The following is a 16,821-nucleotide window of genomic DNA, read 5'->3' on the forward strand; positions in this document are numbered from 1 at the left end:
TGAAAGAGTGCGGATTACTTATATTGTACACCTGATGTATAACGGTTGGACGCATTCCAGAGCAGATATTCATGCACATCCATGTCCTTCATCGCTCTAATCTGGTCTTCCACTTGTTTCTTGCCATACTTGATATAATGCCCACTGCCCAGCCAGCTTGCTGTGAAGTCCTGAATCCACGGACGAATGACGGGTTTGAGTTCTTTGGTAGGGTCCAGTTTCTTGTGTGTATCTTCCATTGAACCCTTGATGGTTGTGTAAGGATCTTTGTCAGGGTCCTTGACCCCATACCAGCCAGTAGAATAGTGACTAGGGTATACCATCGGTGAGATCACGTCCACGTTTTCGGATATTTTAACAAAATCCTGTCCAATGCCCTCAGCCGCAGGTACAGAAGCGGCGTAACCGAAAATATCAACCGAGACCCGAACACCTAGCGGGGCCAACTCCTTGCGTGCATATTGCACGAATTCAGCTACAACATCCACTCGTGACTTGTCGGATTTGGTATATTTCAGGACATCGGCTCGAGTTTCGAATCCTTCCGGGAAACGAACGTAGTCAAATTGAATCTCTTTAAATCCAAGCTTGGCAGCTTCCTTGGCAATCTCAATGTTATAGTCCCATACTTCCTTGCTGTACGGATTCACAAAGCTGTCGCCTTTGCCATTGGCCCAGACAGATCCATCCTTGTTGCGGAAGGAGAGCTCCGGATTTTTCTTGGCAAGAATCGTATCTTTGAATACAACGACACGTGCAATCGGGTAGACCTCATGTTTTTGCAATCGTTTCATCAAGGCATCGATATCCCGAATAAAAGGTTGGGATTTACCCATTTTCTGAAGCGCTTTGTTTTCTGTGGGATAAGTTATGTATCCGAGATCGTCTTTGATATCAATGACCATGGCATTCAGTTCTGTACTGTCTGTCAGTTCCAACAATTCTTTCATACGTGCGCCGCCAGCGCTGTAGGCTGTGACGTAAATACCTTTGACCACAGGTGCGTCAGGTTGAGGATCCATTTTGGCAGGTGGGTTATCGGCATCAATAACGACCTGATCTTTTTGAGATTGGATGATTGCAGTGTTAAAACTGTTGGTTAACGATTGGAACTGGGGATTTCCCTGATCCGCCACTGCGGGGGCACCACCAAAGCTTCCAAAGGCCATAGCCAGTAAAGCCCAAAACATGTTCATTCATTTCCACTCCCTTATGTGTGCATTCCATGTATGAATTATACATTAAAGCCTCTGGGCTTTTAACCATATTAAGCAAGTAATGAAACACATGGAAAAAATGAAAACCGCTTCCTGCTGAGGAAATCCTCTGCAAGAAGCGGCGTGATCAATCTGAAAAAAAATTATTGAATGTAAATCTCATTTTGATGCTCACAAATACTGTACTGAATGATTTCCATTGCGTCTCCCTGTTCCAGGATGCCCAGCCCATCCCGGAGGACTATCAGTGAGTCGAGTTCATTCGGTTTCAAGAAAGGGAGCATTTCCGGGCACCATCTGTTGACAATCTCAAACAGTTTTACCGTTTCCATATCCACAATAATCACCCTTTCCTACTCGAATTCCAAAATGGTAAGTCATTCGGCGCGATTCGGGAAAGCATATGGCCTGTGAAATTGAAGGGTTGAACCTGCTATACAACATATTTAGGAGCCGTACACCGTTATTATACCACAATGTTGTGAATTGTTAACCGTACAGGTGTCTCAACTTCTGCGAAATGAACCCATAACACCAACCGTTTCCACAATGTTAACAAAAGCGTTTGGATCTGTATCCTTGATAATACGTTTAATTTCAACCAACTCGTAGCGGGTGGTAACGGTCATGAGCATGTCCTTCTCAATATCCGTGTATGCTCCCTGAGTCTTAATTTTGGTAACTCCACGAGGCCGAACAAGTAATTTTTTTAACATGGCTTCGGTTTCGTTTGTAATAATGTACAGCGTTACTTTGACGTGACTGATATGAATCAGATCAAGCACTTTGCCTGTAATGTAAATGGATACCATGGAGGCCAAGGCTGTATTCCAATTGTCACTCAGGTATCCTGCAAGCATAATAATCGAACCGTTCATGCCAGCCATTACCGTACCAATCGGAAAGTCTCGTTTACGCGTGAAAATGGACCCAACAATGTCGAGTCCTCCTGTGGAGCCACCGACTCGGAAGGAAACGCCAGTGCCCATTCCAATAAGCACACCGCCAAAAACAGAACTAAGTAAAGGGTCTGTTGCCACAGCAAAAACAGGCAGAAGCGCAATGAACCAGGAAGTGGCTGCTACCGAAAGAATACTTAATGTAATGAAGCGTCGTCCAAGAATAAACCAACCTGCAATGAGCAGGGGAATGTTAAGAACAAAATACATTATACTAAGATTCAACGTTGTAAAATAACCCAGAAGCATTGAAATACCGGACACCCCGCCGCTTAAAAGCTGATGGGGGACCAAAAACCAGTTAAAGCCGCAGGCAATAGCTGCAGCACCCAAAATGATCACTAAAGAGTGCCAAATTATTTTGGGCAATTTAATCACCTCATTTATATTTAAAACCAGATTGCTGGTAATCTTGAATTGTTTTGTGATATAATAATTTGTGGATATTCTTGAGTAGGAAACTTTTCCTAAATGGAGCAATAAAATTTTGAAATGTTTCAAACACATGTATGTAGTTTTAGTCTTATGTTGGGGACCCATTCATGGAATTATATTCGTTAGTGAAAATAATTCGTCCCGTTGGGATACCCTATAAATATTAACGCTACTTAAGAATACAGACAACAAAGTGGATTGTCCACCATGTCCACCATATAAAAGGAGCATGAATAATTTTGACAAATTTAAACTTTACAGATTTCAATCTTGAACCACTGGTGCTGCAAGCCATCACTGAGCTCGGGTTTGAAGAAGCAACACCGATCCAATCCAAAGCGATTCCTTTGGCACTCGAAGGCAGAGATTTGATTGGTCAAGCTCAAACAGGTACGGGTAAAACAGCTGCATTCGGTATTCCGTTGATCAGCAAAATCACAAAAAGTGACGAGAAAATCCGCGCCCTTATTATGGCACCTACACGTGAACTTGCAATTCAAGTTGCTGAAGAGATCGAAAAACTTACTCGCTTCAAAGGTCTTCGCTCCCTGCCAATCTACGGCGGACAAGATATCGTGCGTCAAATCCGTGCACTGAAAAGAAAACCACAAATCATCATTGGTACACCTGGACGTCTCCTTGACCACATCAACCGCAAAACAATCAAACTAGATGATGTACAAACTGTTGTACTGGATGAAGCAGATGAAATGCTCGACATGGGTTTCATGGAGGATATCCAATCCATCCTGAAACAAGTTCCAGACGAACGCCAAACGATGCTGTTCTCAGCAACAATGCCTCCTAACATTCAAAAATTGGCACAACAATTCTTGAACAATCCTGAACACATTTCTGTGATTCCGAAACATGTTAGTGCACCATTGATTGACCAATCCTATATCGAAGTACCTGAGCGTCAAAAATTCGAAGCATTGAGCCGTTTGTTGGATATGGAATCTCCTGAACTGGCGATCGTATTCGGACGTACAAAACGTCGTGTTGACGAATTGGCTGAAGCTTTGCAAAAACGTGGATATTCTGCAGACGGTCTTCATGGTGACTTGTCCCAGAATCAACGTGATGCGGTAATGCGTAAGTTCCGTGACGGCAGCATTGACGTACTCGTTGCAACAGACGTGGCTGCACGTGGTCTCGACGTATCTGGTGTAACTCACGTTGTTAACTTTGACCTTCCGCAAGATCCGGAGAGCTATGTTCACCGTATCGGTCGTACAGGTCGTGCGGGTAAAGAGGGTGCTGCTTGGTCCTTCGTTACACCGCGTGAGATTGATCACTTGCACTTCATCGAGCGTGTAACACGTCACCGTATTCCACGTAAACCACTGCCAACAATGGCAGAAGCGGTTGAAGGTAAACAACGTTTGACAGCAGAGCGCTTGCTGGAAATCGTACAATCAGGCGAACTGAACGAATACAAAGGTATTGCGATTCAAATGCTTGAGCAATATGATTCTGTTCAACTGTTGTCGGCTGCACTGAAGCTCCTGACAGGTGACAAGAAAGATGCTCAAGTTGATCTGACTCCTGAAGACCCAATCCGTGCAAAACGTCGTAAACCGGATGTTCGATCTGGCGGACGTAAACCATCGGGTTACAGCGGTAACCGCACAAGTGGTAGCGGTGGCAGTGGTGGTGGTTACAACCGCGATCGCAACAGCAGTGGCGGCGGACGTGGCGGTTACAACCGTGATCGTAACAGCGGCAGCAGCACTGGCGGTGGAAGCAGAGAAGGTGGTTACAACCGTGACCGCAAACCGCGTCCAAGCAGTAACGAAGGACGTCGTCCAGCGAAAGATTCTTCTTTCGAGTAATATAAACGTATGATCTGATAAATGGAGCGGGCAACTGCTCCATTTTTTTATTTTCAAAGCGCCTGCAATCATTTTATTTCACTGTCAGAAGTGGCCAGAAGCGCTAGCTAAGGACAATGACGATCTCTTTTCGGGAAGTACTGGCTTTTCCTATCTATAATAAGGTATATTAATATTAGACTTAAGGTAATTCGCAAGGCTGCAGAGGAGGAGAAATGTTTGGAATTTAAAGGAGCTATGGGTGGGATCTACCGGCTTACAGAGTGGATTACGAGACTGGCCGCAACCAATCTGTTGTGGGCTATTTGTTCGTCTCCGTTCTTGTTTTTCTTGATTATGAAACTGCTCGTGATGCAGCAGAACCTCGCAAACGAATCATTGCAAATGAACTGGGCTATAGCTATTGTGGCACCGCTTACACTGTTCCCGGCGACTTCGGCGCTGTTTACGGTTGTTCGTAAATGGAATATGGGCGATACGGATGTTCCGATCTTCCGTACTTTCTTTGTAGGTTACAAGGAAAACTACAAGCAAAGTTTAATTGGGGGCATTTTTTACACACTGCTGTTCGCGATTATGTATCTGGATTATACCGTGTACATGACGCAGTTCCGCAATATGCAGCTCGTGGGAATCATCATGTTAGTACTGCTTCTCTTGTTATTCGTATCACTCTTTAACTTTTTCTCGATGGTTGTACACTATCATATGTCCATCGGACTCATTATCAAAAACGCGGTATTGCTTACGCTGATCAGACCATTCCGTGTATTTTCCACATTGCTGGGAAGTGGATTGCTGTTCTACATCGGTTTCCGTTATCCGGTCTTGTTTGTTTTCTTCATTATCAGTATCATTGCTTGGTTTGCTTTCTTTAACTTCTACGCAACCTTCAACAAGATGCAGGAGCAGATGGAGAAGATGCAACTCAAGAAGGAAGAAGAGGAAGCTGCTGCGCTGGCTGAACAATCAGCAGAGAATGGTGAAACATCTGAGCCATCAGACGACAAAAACATTACATTGCAAAAATAAAACATGATGGATCGCCATTTACTTTTTACACAGTTAGGGATATAATAATTGTACATCCTGCGATGTACGTTTCGGTTATTCGTTGTTTTGAACCAATGATGATGTCTTCGGGAGATCAACACAGAATGTTGCTGAAAAGCCCTGTCTATACGACATGGGGACTTCAAAAAGCATTTTTGCGGTCACCCACCTGCCAAGCAGGTTCATAAGACAATGTAGCCGGACGGCATAGGCGGGTTCCTAAATCTTCATGTACAGCACCCTGACTTTTCCTCTTTAGAAGGAATTTCAGGGTGTTTTTAAGTTGTGATGAATGTTTTTGATTGGTTTTACGATAAATATGATGCTTGCCCTTTTGTTACTACTTGAACAATGTTACACTAAGATACATAAATGGAACGGTTACATTCAAAGGAGGAAGGGTCTTGACCTTAAAGAGAACGCTCGTCGGTATCATCCGCAGCATGGAGGGGACCAGCGATCGAGCCAAGGATCCCAAATTAAAAACACGGTATTATAACTTATCCAAAGACAGAGCCTGGGAAGAGGTCTCTTCGACACTCAAAAAGATTCCGGGTTATAAAGTGCTGCATGAAGTGCCTTCTGTTGGAGAAGTTATTCTGGAGAAGCGGACTACCTTTGGACGGACGATGGATATTACAGTTTCCATTATCTCGGTAAGTCCTGTTCGCAGTGCGGTGGATATGTATTCAGCTTCTCGTGGTTCACTTGGAGACTTGGGTTCCAATTATCGCACGATTATGAACTTATTCTCTGTACTGGATAAAAAGCTAAGCAAGTATAAAGCAAATGATTGAAATAGATGATAAATAACAAAAGCGAGTGAAGGTTAACCTTCCTCGCTTTTGTTCTGAACGTATGATAACTTCTACAGCAAAGCTTTTACAGCAGCAATTGCTTGTTCGAAGTTAGGGGAGTCTGTCATTTCAGGCAAATACTCCACATATGTAATCCGGTCTTGGGCATCCAAAACAAAAATGGAGCGCATGTCGAGTTGGAATTCTTTGATCAGAACGCCGTAGTCTTCACCGAAAGAACGTGTTTTGTAGTCTGACAATGTAACTACGCGGTCAACACCAGCTGCTCCACACCAACGGGCTTGAGCGAACGGAAGGTCAACGCTTACTGTCAAGACAACAACATTGTCTCCGAGATCTCCAGCTTCCACGTTGAAACGACGAGTTTGCGCATCGCATACGCCAGTATCCAGGGAAGGAACAACGCTGATTAATTTGATTTTGCCTGCGAAGTCTTTCAGGGAAGCGTCCTCAACCAGGTTCTTGCTCAGTGTAAAATCAGGTGCTTGATCGCCCACTTTCAGTTCGGGTCCGATCAATGTAATAGGGTTGCCTTTAAATGTGGCTGCGCCTGTACGTTCTTGTGTCATAATAATGTTCCTCCTTATAAATTGGTGATCCGTGCCAAAATCCATTATAATCTTTTATGAAAGGCATTGTCCAATTCGGACATGTACCATTACGATGGATCAGAGATGTAAGTCCGATCTGAACAGGGTGGAGTGAAAGAAGAAATTTATGATATTTATTCGCTATGAGAACTGGAAAGGTTATTTGAAGTATTTCCCTTTGACGTCGCTTTTTTTAATTGCCAATGTAGTCATGTTTATTGTGTTAACGGTGAACGGTGGATCAACAAACAATATGGTGCTGCTGAAATTCGGGGCACTTACGAATCATGAACTGTTCGCGCATGAATGGTGGCGTTACATTACATCCATGTTCCTGCATGCGGGCTTCAGTCATTTATTGTTTAACAGCTTTGCGTTAATCGTATTTGCACCACCAATGGAGCGGTTGCTCGGGTCGGTAAGGTATGGTGTATTGTACCTGGGTGGCGGTGTATTGGGTAATATTCTTGCTGTTGCGTGGTACAACTCGGTTGGGAGTATTACCATCTCGGTAGGGGCTTCGGGAGCGATCTATGCCGTCTATGGTGCATTCCTGTATGTAGCGCTGTTCCAGCGAACGATGATGGACGAGGCTTCGCGCAAAACGATGTACACGTTGCTTTTGTTCGGGATCATATTCTCTTTCGCCATGTCAGGCATCAACTGGATGGCTCACCTTGGCGGATTGTTGGGTGGATTCTTTATTTACGGACTGTTGATCAGATTGTGGAAACCCCGCAGCTTAAAGAGGTAGTCAGAACGTTCTCAAGATGGAATGCAATCCAGGATAAGTAGGGTATAACAGATTGGAGCGATCAGGACGAGTGGAATTAAGACAGTTGCATTACTTTTTGAAAGTGGCACAGAAGGAACATGTAACACAGGCTGCTGAAGAGTTGCATGTGGCACAGTCGGCGGTGAGTCGTCAGATTCATCAGCTGGAAGAAGAGCTGGGCGTGGACCTTTTTATGCAAAAGGGGCGGAACCTGCAGTTGACTGCAGTGGGACAGCTTTTTTGCAAACGAATTGAAGGTATATTAAAAGATTTGGACAAGGCAGTCGGGGAAGTTCATGAGTTTCTTGATCCGGAGCATGGGGAGATTCGAATTGGATTCCCTCATAGCCTGGGGATTCATCTCATTCCTTCCGTTGTGGCTGCTTTCCGTCAGCGTTACCCTAACGTGAAATTCAGATTCAAGCAGGGGATGTTCCCTACACTGATTCGTGATGTGTTATCTGGAGAAGTAGACTTGGCATTTATTTCTCCTTTTCCAGAGAAGCATGATCAAGTAGATGGTGATATTGTACTCACAGAAGAATTGCATGCGATCCTTCCTCCCAATCACCCGTTAGCTGGTGAAGAGACCATTGCGCTTGAACAACTCAAGGATGATAAATTTGTATTGTTTAGTAAAGGTTATTCTCTTCGTCCTATTGTGTGGCATGCCTGTCTGGAAGCTGGTTTTACACCCAAGATCGCTTTTGAAGGGGAAGAGACTGACACCATCCGCGGATTGGTTGCTGCGGGCATGGGGGTCAGTCTGCTACCTGAGATGGCGTTATTCCAGACCAATCCTTTGCAACCGGCACATGTGGCCATCTCCCATCCCAAAGTAACACGGACCATCGGGTTAATTCACCGTGCGGATGACAAACTGCCGCTGGTTGCCCAGTCCTTTCGTTCATTTTTGCTTCATTATTTCGGTTTACAACAAAACAATACCCCATCCGATTAACGGTGGGGTATTGTTTTTGTTGTATTAGGTATCCAATTAATCGCGGCTGTTGAAGATTCCGATATAACGAATCAACTCAAGCAGTGAGATCAACGCTGCAGCAACGTAAGTCAAGGCTGCGGCATTCAGAACCTTTGCAACACCTTTTTCTTCTTCGTTACGGATGTACCCTTCGGATACCATAATCTCTCTAGCGCGATTACTTGCATTGAACTCAACCGGTAAAGTGATGAGTTGGAATGCTACAGTTACGGAGAAGAAGATGATACCGATACCTACAAGGTTCATGGCATTGAAGATGAATCCTGCAATCAACAGGAATGGAGCTAATCCGGATGCAAAGTTCACAATTGGGAAGATCCGGTGACGCAGTGCCAGCATCGGATAACTTTCTTTATGCTGAATGGCGTGGCCAACTTCATGACACGCTACCGAAACAGCTGAGATTGAGTTTTCATAATATACTGGTTCTGATAAACGTACAACCCGATTGATCGGATCATAGTGATCAGAGAGCGTACCGCGTACAGGTTCAATTGGAACATCGTGCAGGCCGTTAGCATCAAGCATCTGGCGAGCGGCATCGTAACCAGTCATTCCGTTCTGGTTCGGTACCTCCGACCAACGTCTAAACGTACCTTTAACGCGAAATTGCGCCCATAAAGAGAGCAAAAAGGCGATAATGATCAATACGAACATACCGTTATTAAAACTCATATTCATTCCTCCGCTTTCTAAGAATAAGCTACATCATGGTGTTCTCAAGCAAGATTTTTAGTGCCTCCATTGTACCGGCACTTTTGGTGAGGAGTCCTGCCATCATTTTACGTGCTTGTACAGGTTTCATCTCTCCAAGTAGCGGTTTGAGTTCGTTAACCTCTCGCTCAAGTTGTTGTACATGAAGCTCCAGTGTTGTCAATTTGCTGGCAACTTGTTCTTCTGTACTAACCAGACGCCACTTTTCAAGAGATTGCTTAATCTCGTCGAGACTATACTTCTCTTGTTTCATCTGTACAATACGTTCAAGCCTCGTTAAAGTTTCATTACTATAGAGACGATAATTTTTTTGTGTACGTTCTTCGGGAGCGATTAGTCCAAGCTTCGTGTAATAATCAATCGTCCGTTCACTAACACCAGCGGTCTTGGCAAGTTCGCCAATCCGAAAAAGTTTCATATCCCCAATGATATTCACCTCGCTTGCAAGTTCAAATGTAGGGAATTGTAGTTTCCACTTGTGAATTTCTAGACTACGCCCAATTTTCTTACTAATAAGTATGATACATGATCTTTAACCGTACAGTCAAACGTTATGCTTTGGCAATCAGCATACTGCATTTCTATATCTATGTACTCATAGAATGTGATTATGTACTTAAGTGCAAGAAAAAGACGTATGACTTTATTCCCAGAAATATTTTTCAGTTTTGATGAAAATACTCTTGTCAACTTTCCTCTCTTCTGCTTATAATGACATTAAGAGTTTCACGTTATGTGAAGAAACTTAACATAAGAGGGAGTGGGGTATATGAGAAAGAAATGGTTGGTTTCCGTGTTAGTAATGCTTACTTTGTTCGCTTTTCCGGTCAGCGCATTTGCGGCTGCGGAGGGTCCGACTAACATTGAACTTCAAAGTGGTTTGAACTCAGCCTTTACGTTTTTGGCTGTTGTACTCGTGTTCTTGATGCAAGGGGGATTTGCTTTACTCGAAGCGGGTTCAACACGAATGAAGAATGCAGGACACATTGCGGGTAAGACCATCCTGACACTGGGAATTTCAGTTATTGCCTTCTGGGCTTTGGGTTTCGGTCTTGGTTTCGGTAATGGTAACAGCTTCTTTGGAACAACAGGGTTCTTCCTGAGTGGTGACAAGATGGCTGCTTCCTTCGAATCACTGGCTTTCTCCGATGTTCCACTGACTATTAAATTCGTATTTCACCTCGCCTTTGCGGCGGTATCTCTGGCCATTGCCTGCGGTGGTATGGCTGAACGTGCAAAGATGAGCGTATATATTGTTTTCGGTACTCTTTATACCATTATCATGTATCCGGTTGTTGCTCACTGGGTATGGGGCGGCGGCTGGTTGGCTGAGCTGGGTATGCAAGACTTTGCAGGATCGACGGTTGTTCACTTGACTGGTGCGACTGCAGCATTGGTAGCTACCATCTTGTTGAAACCACGTATTGGTAAATATAACAAAGACGGAAAACCTAACATCATTCCAGGTCACAACCAAGTGTATTCCGTACTCGGGGTTATTATCCTCTGGATCGGTTGGTTCGGATTCAACCCAGGTAGTACATTATCTGCCATGGGGGATGGGTTCTTCGGTTATGTTGCATTAACTACTAACGTAGCTGCTGCAGCTGGTGGTGTTGCTGCGCTGTTGATCTCATGGGCAGTACTTGGTAAGTCTGATATTCCTAGCATGTTAAACGGTGTGCTTGCGGCACTCGTTGCGATTACAGGAGCATGTGCATTCGTTGAACCTTGGGCAGCGCTGGTTATCGGTGCTCTGGCGGGTATCATCACATTCTTCACAGCACAGTACTTCGATCGTAAAGGAATTGACGATCCAATCTACGCTTTCTCCGTGCATGGTATTGCTGGTATGTGGGGTGCGATCTCCACGGGCTTGTTCGCTACTCCTGAACTTGCCGAGAATGCTGGTGTAGGTCAAGCGGGTCTGTTCTATGGCGGTGGATTCCACCAATTGGGCGTACAGCTTCTCGGTCTGGCAGGTGCTTTTGCCTTCGTACTGGTCATGTCCTTCATTATTCTGGGTGGAATGAAAGCGATCATGGGCATCCGTGTTACTGAAGAAGAAGAAACAATGGGTCTGGATATCAGTGAGCACGGTACTTACGGATACCCTGAACAAATGAAAAATGTAGATTCTAAATCCAATGGTGGTACGTTCAGCTCCTGAGGTGAATGATGCTGAATCATGCTTCAAGGAGGCTGGACATGATGGAACCCATCTCGTATACAAACTATTCCTGGTCTTATAAGGGAATCGATGGTGCGGTGTCTTCTCAAGAACTGCGCCAGGAACGTGTAATATTACAGAACGAGCTCCAGGAATTGTTGTCCGCTTCCTTGTCGCCGATCGAGTGGTACCAAACGGTAAATGAACTGCATGACCGGATTGCACGGAAAGCAGTAGAGTTATGCATTCAGGGGATGGTTGAGGAAGGCTTCGGCCAACCTCCCGTCCCCTATGCCTTTATCGTATTTGGCAGTTCCGGCAGGGAAGAAGCAACGTTATGGAGTGATCAGGATAATGGCATGATCATTAGCGATACTCCGCATGAAGGTAAAGAGGAATATTTTGCTCAGCTCGGACAGCGAATGACGGATATGTTAGAAGAGCTTGGTTACGCCAAGTGCGAAGGTAAAGTCATGTGCTCTGAGCCACTCTGGAGAAAAACACTGGCCTCATGGAAACAACAATTAGCAGATTGGAGCTCGGATCTGAATTGGGAGCCTGTTCGTAATCTGATTATTGCTTCAGACATGCGTTTTGTTGCAGGTGAGCAAAGTCTGGCGGAGGAATGGATCACGAGTTTTTATGAAAAGTTCAGACTGATTCCTGAACTTTCGGATGCAGTTCTTCGCAATACGGTTAAACATAAAGCTACATTAAATGTACTTGGACGTGTGGTCACAGAACGATTTGGTGAACATGCAGGCGGATTTGATGTTAAGTATGGTTTGTACATTCCGCTGGTGAACAGTGCTCGTTATTTGGCTTTGCAACATGGGATCAAGGAGTCATCTACGTTAAAAAGAATGGAGAGACTGACTTCGCTTGAAGCTGTTCCATTTACATTACTGGATGCATGTCAGCGGGCCTTCTTGGCTGCTTTGAAATTTCGCCGAAGTACACCGGTTGTCATACAAGGGGATTTGCAACATAGCAGTGGGTTCCTGGATGAGAAACAGATGAAACAAAAGCAAATTCATTATGAGCTCAGGGATACGCTCGGGTTGGTACGACGAGTGCATCGTGCTTTGCAAAGACAGTTGCGTTTTGCAGAAAGGAGACGTCCATGAGAGAGCCGGCAAGGGGCAATACAGGATTCTGGAATTCGCTGCGTCAGGGAGGGGTTCCTTCCGCCATCGCTTCCATTATGGGAGCCCCTACGGCGCAACACATGGCGTTTATCCGTTCGATGATGAGAGATCAGCGCAGACCTGAGGTTCTGCATACACCTCTAAATGAGCTGGACGCAGTTGTATTTGATCTGGAAACGACGGGATTTTCGCCCCAGCATGGGGATGAGATTATCTCATTTGGTGCGGTTCGTATACATGGTGGTGTGGTACTGGAAGGGGAGCAGTTCTATACGGTGGTGCAGTCCAAGACTGCGGTTCCGGAACATATTACTGAACTTACAGGTATTACGCAGGAGATGACGCTGGACGCACCGACTTTGCTGGAAGGGCTGCATGATTTCATGTCTTTTGTAGGTGGAAATGTTCTGATTGCACACGCAAGTGCGCATGACCGAGCTTTTCTGAATGCCGCTCTGTGGCGGACTTCAAAGGTAAGGTTGACACATCGTTTAATCGATACGATGATGTTGGCCCGCTGGCTTGAACCAAGCAGGCCGGGGTATGGTCTGGATGAATTGCTGGAATCCAGAGGGATTCCGATCTATGGGCGGCACCATGCACTGGAAGATTCAAAAATGACTGCACAGTTATGGTCCTGCTACTTGGAGGACATGACTCGTAAAAATGTGGAGACCTTGGGTGATTTGTATACCCAGCTAAGTCACGCATAACGGAACGGGAAACAGATTGTATGAAGGCACAAAACGTTGTGCCTGATCCTGCGATTCCTTCGAGGATTCAATCAGATAACCGTTCAGATGCATATGAGATCGCAACCCGCTTGTTAGGTCGGGTGAGCCGATGAGGTACATCTGAAGTAAACCGGCGAAGGCCGGAAGAGCTTGCATGTCCTCTACGGATGGAACAGGCCTTGTCTGCGGATGAGAATGGAAGATACCAATGAGCTTGGGCTCGGAGAATACGCACCGAATCCATTCGGCATCGTCCAGAGTAAAATGGCGCAGCGGGTCAGGTGCTACGTTACGAATGGGCTGAAACCGACTGATTCGTATACCGCCCGCTGCGGTTTCACCCAGCATAACCCCGCAGGCTTCTTGCGGCAGCGAAAGGAACATGTGCTTTGACATCTCTTGTTCTACGGAAGAAGGGATGTAGATGGCGTTTTGCTGCCCGTGAAGTGCTGCCATTTGTATTCACCCCTCTCTCTTTGGCTCCTGCTATGGCAGGAGTCCTTTTTCATTTTATTTTCTGTAATGCGGATTGTAAAATTTTAAAGGAAAAGGGTACAATAATAAAGAGAACATTTGGGAATCATGTTCTGGTGAACTGTAATAGAGCGTGATAAACACTTAGCATGTGCAGAAATTACGGTTTTAGTTTCAACAGGCTAATTATATAAAAGGGTGGCGGGTTATGAAACGAAACATATACATACTCCTTGGTGTTGTCTTGCTGGTTGGTATTGCACTGGCCCAGAATGCGGGTGACGGCATTACAGCCGTCTTTAAGCAGGAAGAACCCATGCCTACAGAGACGGGACCTCGTGCGGGTCTTCTGGCGCCCGCTTTTTCTCTGACAGCAATGGATGGGAAGACGTACAGTGTGGGTGGTGCCAAAAATAAGGCCACGTTTGTCAGTTTCTGGGCATCCTGGTGTGAGCCGTGTAAACAGGAAGCTCCTGAGCTGAACAAAATGGCTGCAAAATACAAGGATAAACTTGACCTCTACGGTGTTAATGTAACATCATACGATAAACTCAAGGATGCCAAATCTTTTGTGGATGAATACCAACTGACATTCCCTATTCCTTTGGATGAAAAGGGGACTGTGTATGCTCAATACAATGGGGTGGCTTTTCCGACGAATGTTCTGATTGACTCCAGAGGCGTTATACAGGAGATTGTTCTGGGCATATTGCCCGAGAAAGAGTTGGAACGTAAGATTAAAGAGTTAATTGCGAATTAATTTTCTGCAAAGAAAGAAGCCTTTGCATCCATGAATCATGGGTACAGAGGCTTCTTTTTATTTTCCGGGAAATATGGGGTATTAGTGGTTGCTTATCCCATGAGCAGGAATAGGGAGTGTGCCCGGTTCATCCTGCAATTTTTCTTGAAGCAATGCATAGCGGAAACTGTGTACGAGAGCTTCCCAACTTGCTTCAATTACGTTCTCGGATACACCAACAGTGTTCCATGTGTTCTCCGTATTTTTGGATTCGATCAATACACGAACTTTAGCGGCGGTGGCATCTTTCTCATCCAGTACACGCACTTTGTAGTCCGACAGATGCATGTTGGCAAGTGAAGGGAAGTATTGTACCAATGCTTTCCGAAGCGCATTATCGAGTGCGTTCACCGGACCGTTACCTTCAGCAGCGGTATAAACACTTGTTCCAGCTACATTAAGTTTGACAAAAGCTTCAGAAACAACGGATTTGCCCGCCGTTTTCTCCACAAGCATTTTGAATGATTCAAAAGTGAACAATTCTTTCATGTCACCGTTCGCTTCACGAATTAACAATTCAAGCGAAGCATCTGCACCTTCGAACTGATAACCCTGATGCTCCAGGTCTTTGATCTTCTCAATAATCTGACGTGAATTGGCACTGCTTGGATCGAACTCAAGCCCCAGTTCCTGCGCTTTGGATACAATATTACTCTGTCCGGCAAGTTCCGAGACCAGCACACGTTGTTTGTTACCAACCAGTTCAGGCACGATGTGTTCATAGGTACGTGAATCACGCAGGATGGCAGAGACATGAATTCCACCTTTGTGAGCAAAAGCAGCATTGCCGACATAAGGCTGATTAATCGGCATATTCACATTGGCAATCTCGCTAACATAACGAGCCACGTTTGTAAGTTGTCTCATGGAATCCTCAGTAACACATTCATAGCCAAGCTTCAGTTGCAGGTTCGGGATAATGGATGCGAGATTGGCGTTACCGCAACGCTCTCCATAACCGTTCATCGTTCCTTGCACCTGACGGGCTCCGGCTTGTACAGCGCTGAGTGTGTTGGCCACAGCCAGTTCACAATCATTATGTGTATGGATGCCGAGATGGGCATGAGGCAGGCTTCTATGCAATGTGGATACGATCTCGTGTACCTCGTTAGGCATCGTCCCGCCGTTGGTATCACACATAACGAGCCAGTCCGCTCCAGCTTCGTGGGCCTTGGTCAAGACCGCTTGAGCATACTCCGGGTTATGTTTGAATCCGTCAAAGAAGTGTTCTGCATCAAAGATCACTTCCATTCCATTCTGTTTCAGATAGGCGATGGAATCATAGATCATGGACAAGTTTTCTTCCAATGTAGTCTGCAAAGCGGTATGCACATGGAAGTCCCATGATTTACCGACCAGGGTTGCAGCCTGAGCACCAGATTCGATCATGCGCTTCAGGTTGGCGTCTTCACTAGCAACGCTGCCTTTACGGCGGGTACTGCCAAAAGCAACAACCTTTGCGTTCAGGTTTAATTCCTTGACTCTTTTGAAAAACTCAATGTCCTTGGTATTGCTGCCGGGAATTCCGCCTTCAATATAATGGACACCCAGGTCATCAAGCTTCTTGGCAATTTTGAGTTTGTCGTCTGCCGATAAGCTGACACCCTCCCCTTGTGTGCCGTCACGTAAAGTCGTATCGAAGATGGAAATGGCCTTTGACATGAAGATCCTCCTTTGAGATAAAGCGCTCTTTTAAAAGTATGGATTGTAAGTTGGGAAAAGCTGTTAAGTACGTTAGTGGACGAATCCTTCGATTCGGCAACGCTACACTGTGTTAAACTGGGTGCGCTGATTTGTCCTAAAGTCGTCAATTTGTATAATTAATTATTATATCACCATTATAGCCAAATGCTACATCGAAATCGCAGTATCATGTAACATTTAACGAATTTTAGAGAAAAAAGAAGGATGTTAATCATAATCCGGATGTATGTTATAATCTATTATTGAGTTTTAATTGGAATATATGGAAGAAAAGGAGGGTTAATTTTGAGTTTTGTATGGGAAAATACGGTTATTGCCCTGGTCACTTTGATATTTTTTGTGAGTGTAGGCTGGTTGATTATTCGGTCTCTGATCAGATCTCGCAGAAAATAA

17 protein-coding genes and 1 other RNA gene are annotated in these 16,821 nt (G+C 45.0%); 10 read left to right on the forward strand and 8 right to left on the reverse strand.

Features of this window, described 5'->3' with window-relative positions; translation table 11 throughout:
- Positions 1-14 precede the first annotated feature (14 nt).
- From ACETMN_RS10740 to ACETMN_RS10750, 3 genes are all read right to left on the reverse strand, one after another.
- Positions 15-1,196 (reverse strand): putative glycoside hydrolase, encoded by a 1,182-nt coding sequence (locus tag ACETMN_RS10740; protein ID WP_091017521.1) that lies wholly within the window; start codon positions 1,194-1,196, stop codon positions 15-17.
- Positions 1,197-1,360: 164 nt separating this feature from the next.
- The gene (locus tag ACETMN_RS10745; protein WP_029880762.1) at positions 1,361-1,549 is read right to left on the reverse strand and encodes a hypothetical protein; all 189 of its coding nucleotides are present in this window, start codon (positions 1,547-1,549) and stop codon (positions 1,361-1,363) included.
- Positions 1,550-1,723: 174 nt separating this feature from the next.
- Positions 1,724-2,545: a YitT family protein gene (locus ACETMN_RS10750; RefSeq protein WP_091017520.1), complete on the reverse strand. Its 822-nt coding sequence runs from the start codon at positions 2,543-2,545 to the stop codon at positions 1,724-1,726.
- A gap of 305 nt (positions 2,546-2,850) precedes the next feature.
- On the opposite strand from ACETMN_RS10750, the gene ACETMN_RS10755 reads away from it, so the two are divergent.
- From ACETMN_RS10755 to ACETMN_RS10770, 4 genes are all read left to right on the forward strand, one after another.
- Positions 2,851-4,446, forward strand: a complete 1,596-nt coding sequence (locus ACETMN_RS10755; RefSeq protein ID WP_091017518.1) for a DEAD/DEAH box helicase — start codon at positions 2,851-2,853, stop codon at positions 4,444-4,446.
- A 219-nt stretch (positions 4,447-4,665) separates the two neighbouring features.
- Positions 4,666-5,478, forward strand: a complete 813-nt coding sequence (locus tag ACETMN_RS10760; protein WP_017689383.1) for a YesL family protein — start codon at positions 4,666-4,668, stop codon at positions 5,476-5,478.
- A gap of 51 nt (positions 5,479-5,529) precedes the next feature.
- Positions 5,530-5,721: non-coding RNA, 6S RNA (gene ssrS / locus ACETMN_RS10765), on the forward strand.
- 182 nt (positions 5,722-5,903) lie between these two features.
- Positions 5,904-6,296, forward strand: a complete 393-nt coding sequence (locus ACETMN_RS10770) for a DUF1499 domain-containing protein (RefSeq protein ID WP_017689382.1) — start codon at positions 5,904-5,906, stop codon at positions 6,294-6,296.
- 71 nt (positions 6,297-6,367) lie between these two features.
- Here ACETMN_RS10770 and tpx read toward each other — a convergent pair whose 3' ends face one another.
- On the reverse strand, positions 6,368-6,886 hold the full coding sequence (tpx, locus tag ACETMN_RS10775; protein ID WP_091017517.1) for a thiol peroxidase: 519 nt from the start codon (positions 6,884-6,886) through the stop codon (positions 6,368-6,370).
- 148 nt (positions 6,887-7,034) lie between these two features.
- On the opposite strand from tpx, the gene ACETMN_RS10780 reads away from it, so the two are divergent.
- Complete coding sequence (locus ACETMN_RS10780; protein ID WP_036609651.1) at positions 7,035-7,661, forward strand: rhomboid family intramembrane serine protease; 627 nt, start codon at positions 7,035-7,037, stop codon at positions 7,659-7,661.
- A 70-nt stretch (positions 7,662-7,731) separates the two neighbouring features.
- Positions 7,732-8,643, forward strand: coding sequence for a LysR family transcriptional regulator (locus ACETMN_RS10785; protein ID WP_062833647.1), 912 nt, complete (start codon positions 7,732-7,734; stop codon positions 8,641-8,643).
- 36 nt (positions 8,644-8,679) lie between these two features.
- Here ACETMN_RS10785 and ACETMN_RS10790 read toward each other — a convergent pair whose 3' ends face one another.
- Both ACETMN_RS10790 and ACETMN_RS10795 read right to left on the reverse strand, forming a co-directional pair.
- The gene (locus tag ACETMN_RS10790; protein WP_036609646.1) at positions 8,680-9,360 is read right to left on the reverse strand and encodes a zinc metallopeptidase; all 681 of its coding nucleotides are present in this window, start codon (positions 9,358-9,360) and stop codon (positions 8,680-8,682) included.
- Positions 9,361-9,388: 28 nt separating this feature from the next.
- Positions 9,389-9,817 carry a MerR family transcriptional regulator gene (locus ACETMN_RS10795; protein ID WP_017689377.1) on the reverse strand — a complete coding sequence of 143 codons (429 nt, stop codon included), beginning with the start codon at positions 9,815-9,817 and terminating at the stop codon, positions 9,389-9,391.
- A 351-nt stretch (positions 9,818-10,168) separates the two neighbouring features.
- Here ACETMN_RS10795 and ACETMN_RS10800 point away from each other — a divergent pair, with 351 nt between their 5' ends.
- The 3 genes from ACETMN_RS10800 to ACETMN_RS10810 are packed head-to-tail and all read left to right on the forward strand — an operon-like array spanning position 10,169 to position 13,430.
- Positions 10,169-11,569 carry an ammonium transporter gene (locus ACETMN_RS10800; protein WP_074094452.1) on the forward strand — a complete coding sequence of 467 codons (1,401 nt, stop codon included), beginning with the start codon at positions 10,169-10,171 and terminating at the stop codon, positions 11,567-11,569.
- Positions 11,570-11,610: 41 nt separating this feature from the next.
- A complete protein-coding gene (locus tag ACETMN_RS10805) occupies positions 11,611-12,696 on the forward strand; it encodes a DUF294 nucleotidyltransferase-like domain-containing protein (RefSeq protein ID WP_373419860.1) in 1,086 nt (361 codons plus the stop codon).
- Positions 12,693-13,430 carry an exonuclease domain-containing protein gene (locus tag ACETMN_RS10810; protein ID WP_091017513.1) on the forward strand — a complete coding sequence of 246 codons (738 nt, stop codon included), beginning with the start codon at positions 12,693-12,695 and terminating at the stop codon, positions 13,428-13,430. The genes ACETMN_RS10805 and ACETMN_RS10810 overlap by 4 nt, the downstream gene beginning before the upstream one ends.
- Here the strand turns inward: ACETMN_RS10810 and ACETMN_RS10815 are convergent.
- Positions 13,416-13,907, reverse strand: a complete 492-nt coding sequence (locus ACETMN_RS10815) for a M67 family metallopeptidase (RefSeq protein WP_091017511.1) — start codon at positions 13,905-13,907, stop codon at positions 13,416-13,418. The genes ACETMN_RS10810 and ACETMN_RS10815 overlap by 15 nt on opposite strands.
- Positions 13,908-14,133: 226 nt before the next feature.
- Here ACETMN_RS10815 and ACETMN_RS10820 point away from each other — a divergent pair, with 226 nt between their 5' ends.
- Positions 14,134-14,685, forward strand: coding sequence for a TlpA family protein disulfide reductase (locus ACETMN_RS10820; protein WP_091017509.1), 552 nt, complete (start codon positions 14,134-14,136; stop codon positions 14,683-14,685).
- Positions 14,686-14,766: 81 nt separating this feature from the next.
- Here ACETMN_RS10820 and cimA read toward each other — a convergent pair whose 3' ends face one another.
- Positions 14,767-16,386: a citramalate synthase gene (gene cimA / locus ACETMN_RS10825; RefSeq protein WP_091017507.1), complete on the reverse strand. Its 1,620-nt coding sequence runs from the start codon at positions 16,384-16,386 to the stop codon at positions 14,767-14,769.
- Between the last annotated feature and the right edge of the window lie 435 nt (positions 16,387-16,821).

Origin of the sequence: Paenibacillus sp. M2 (assembly GCF_046713495.1) — a bacterium.
Lineage (GTDB): Bacteria > Bacillota > Bacilli > Paenibacillales > Paenibacillaceae > Paenibacillus > Paenibacillus amylolyticus_B.

What these genes read in the sequence shown, in the direction of transcription:
- ACETMN_RS10740 (WP_091017521.1), bottom strand. Translation starts at nt 1,196, where the DNA reads ATGAACATGTTTTGGGCTTTACTGGCTATGGCCTTTGGAAGCTTTGGT.
- ACETMN_RS10745 (WP_029880762.1), bottom strand. Translation starts at nt 1,549, where the DNA reads ATGGAAACGGTAAAACTGTTTGAGATTGTCAACAGATGGTGCCCGGAA.
- tpx (WP_091017517.1), bottom strand. Translation starts at nt 6,886, where the DNA reads ATGACACAAGAACGTACAGGCGCAGCCACATTTAAAGGCAACCCTATT.
- ACETMN_RS10780 (WP_036609651.1), top strand. Translation starts at nt 7,035, where the DNA reads ATGATATTTATTCGCTATGAGAACTGGAAAGGTTATTTGAAGTATTTC.
- ACETMN_RS10790 (WP_036609646.1), bottom strand. Translation starts at nt 9,360, where the DNA reads ATGAGTTTTAATAACGGTATGTTCGTATTGATCATTATCGCCTTTTTG.
- ACETMN_RS10795 (WP_017689377.1), bottom strand. Translation starts at nt 9,817, where the DNA reads ATGAAACTTTTTCGGATTGGCGAACTTGCCAAGACCGCTGGTGTTAGT.
- ACETMN_RS10800 (WP_074094452.1), top strand. Translation starts at nt 10,169, where the DNA reads ATGAGAAAGAAATGGTTGGTTTCCGTGTTAGTAATGCTTACTTTGTTC.
- ACETMN_RS10805 (WP_373419860.1), top strand. Translation starts at nt 11,611, where the DNA reads ATGGAACCCATCTCGTATACAAACTATTCCTGGTCTTATAAGGGAATC.
- ACETMN_RS10810 (WP_091017513.1), top strand. Translation starts at nt 12,693, where the DNA reads ATGAGAGAGCCGGCAAGGGGCAATACAGGATTCTGGAATTCGCTGCGT.
- ACETMN_RS10815 (WP_091017511.1), bottom strand. Translation starts at nt 13,907, where the DNA reads ATGGCAGCACTTCACGGGCAGCAAAACGCCATCTACATCCCTTCTTCC.
- ACETMN_RS10820 (WP_091017509.1), top strand. Translation starts at nt 14,134, where the DNA reads ATGAAACGAAACATATACATACTCCTTGGTGTTGTCTTGCTGGTTGGT.
- cimA (WP_091017507.1), bottom strand. Translation starts at nt 16,386, where the DNA reads ATGTCAAAGGCCATTTCCATCTTCGATACGACTTTACGTGACGGCACA.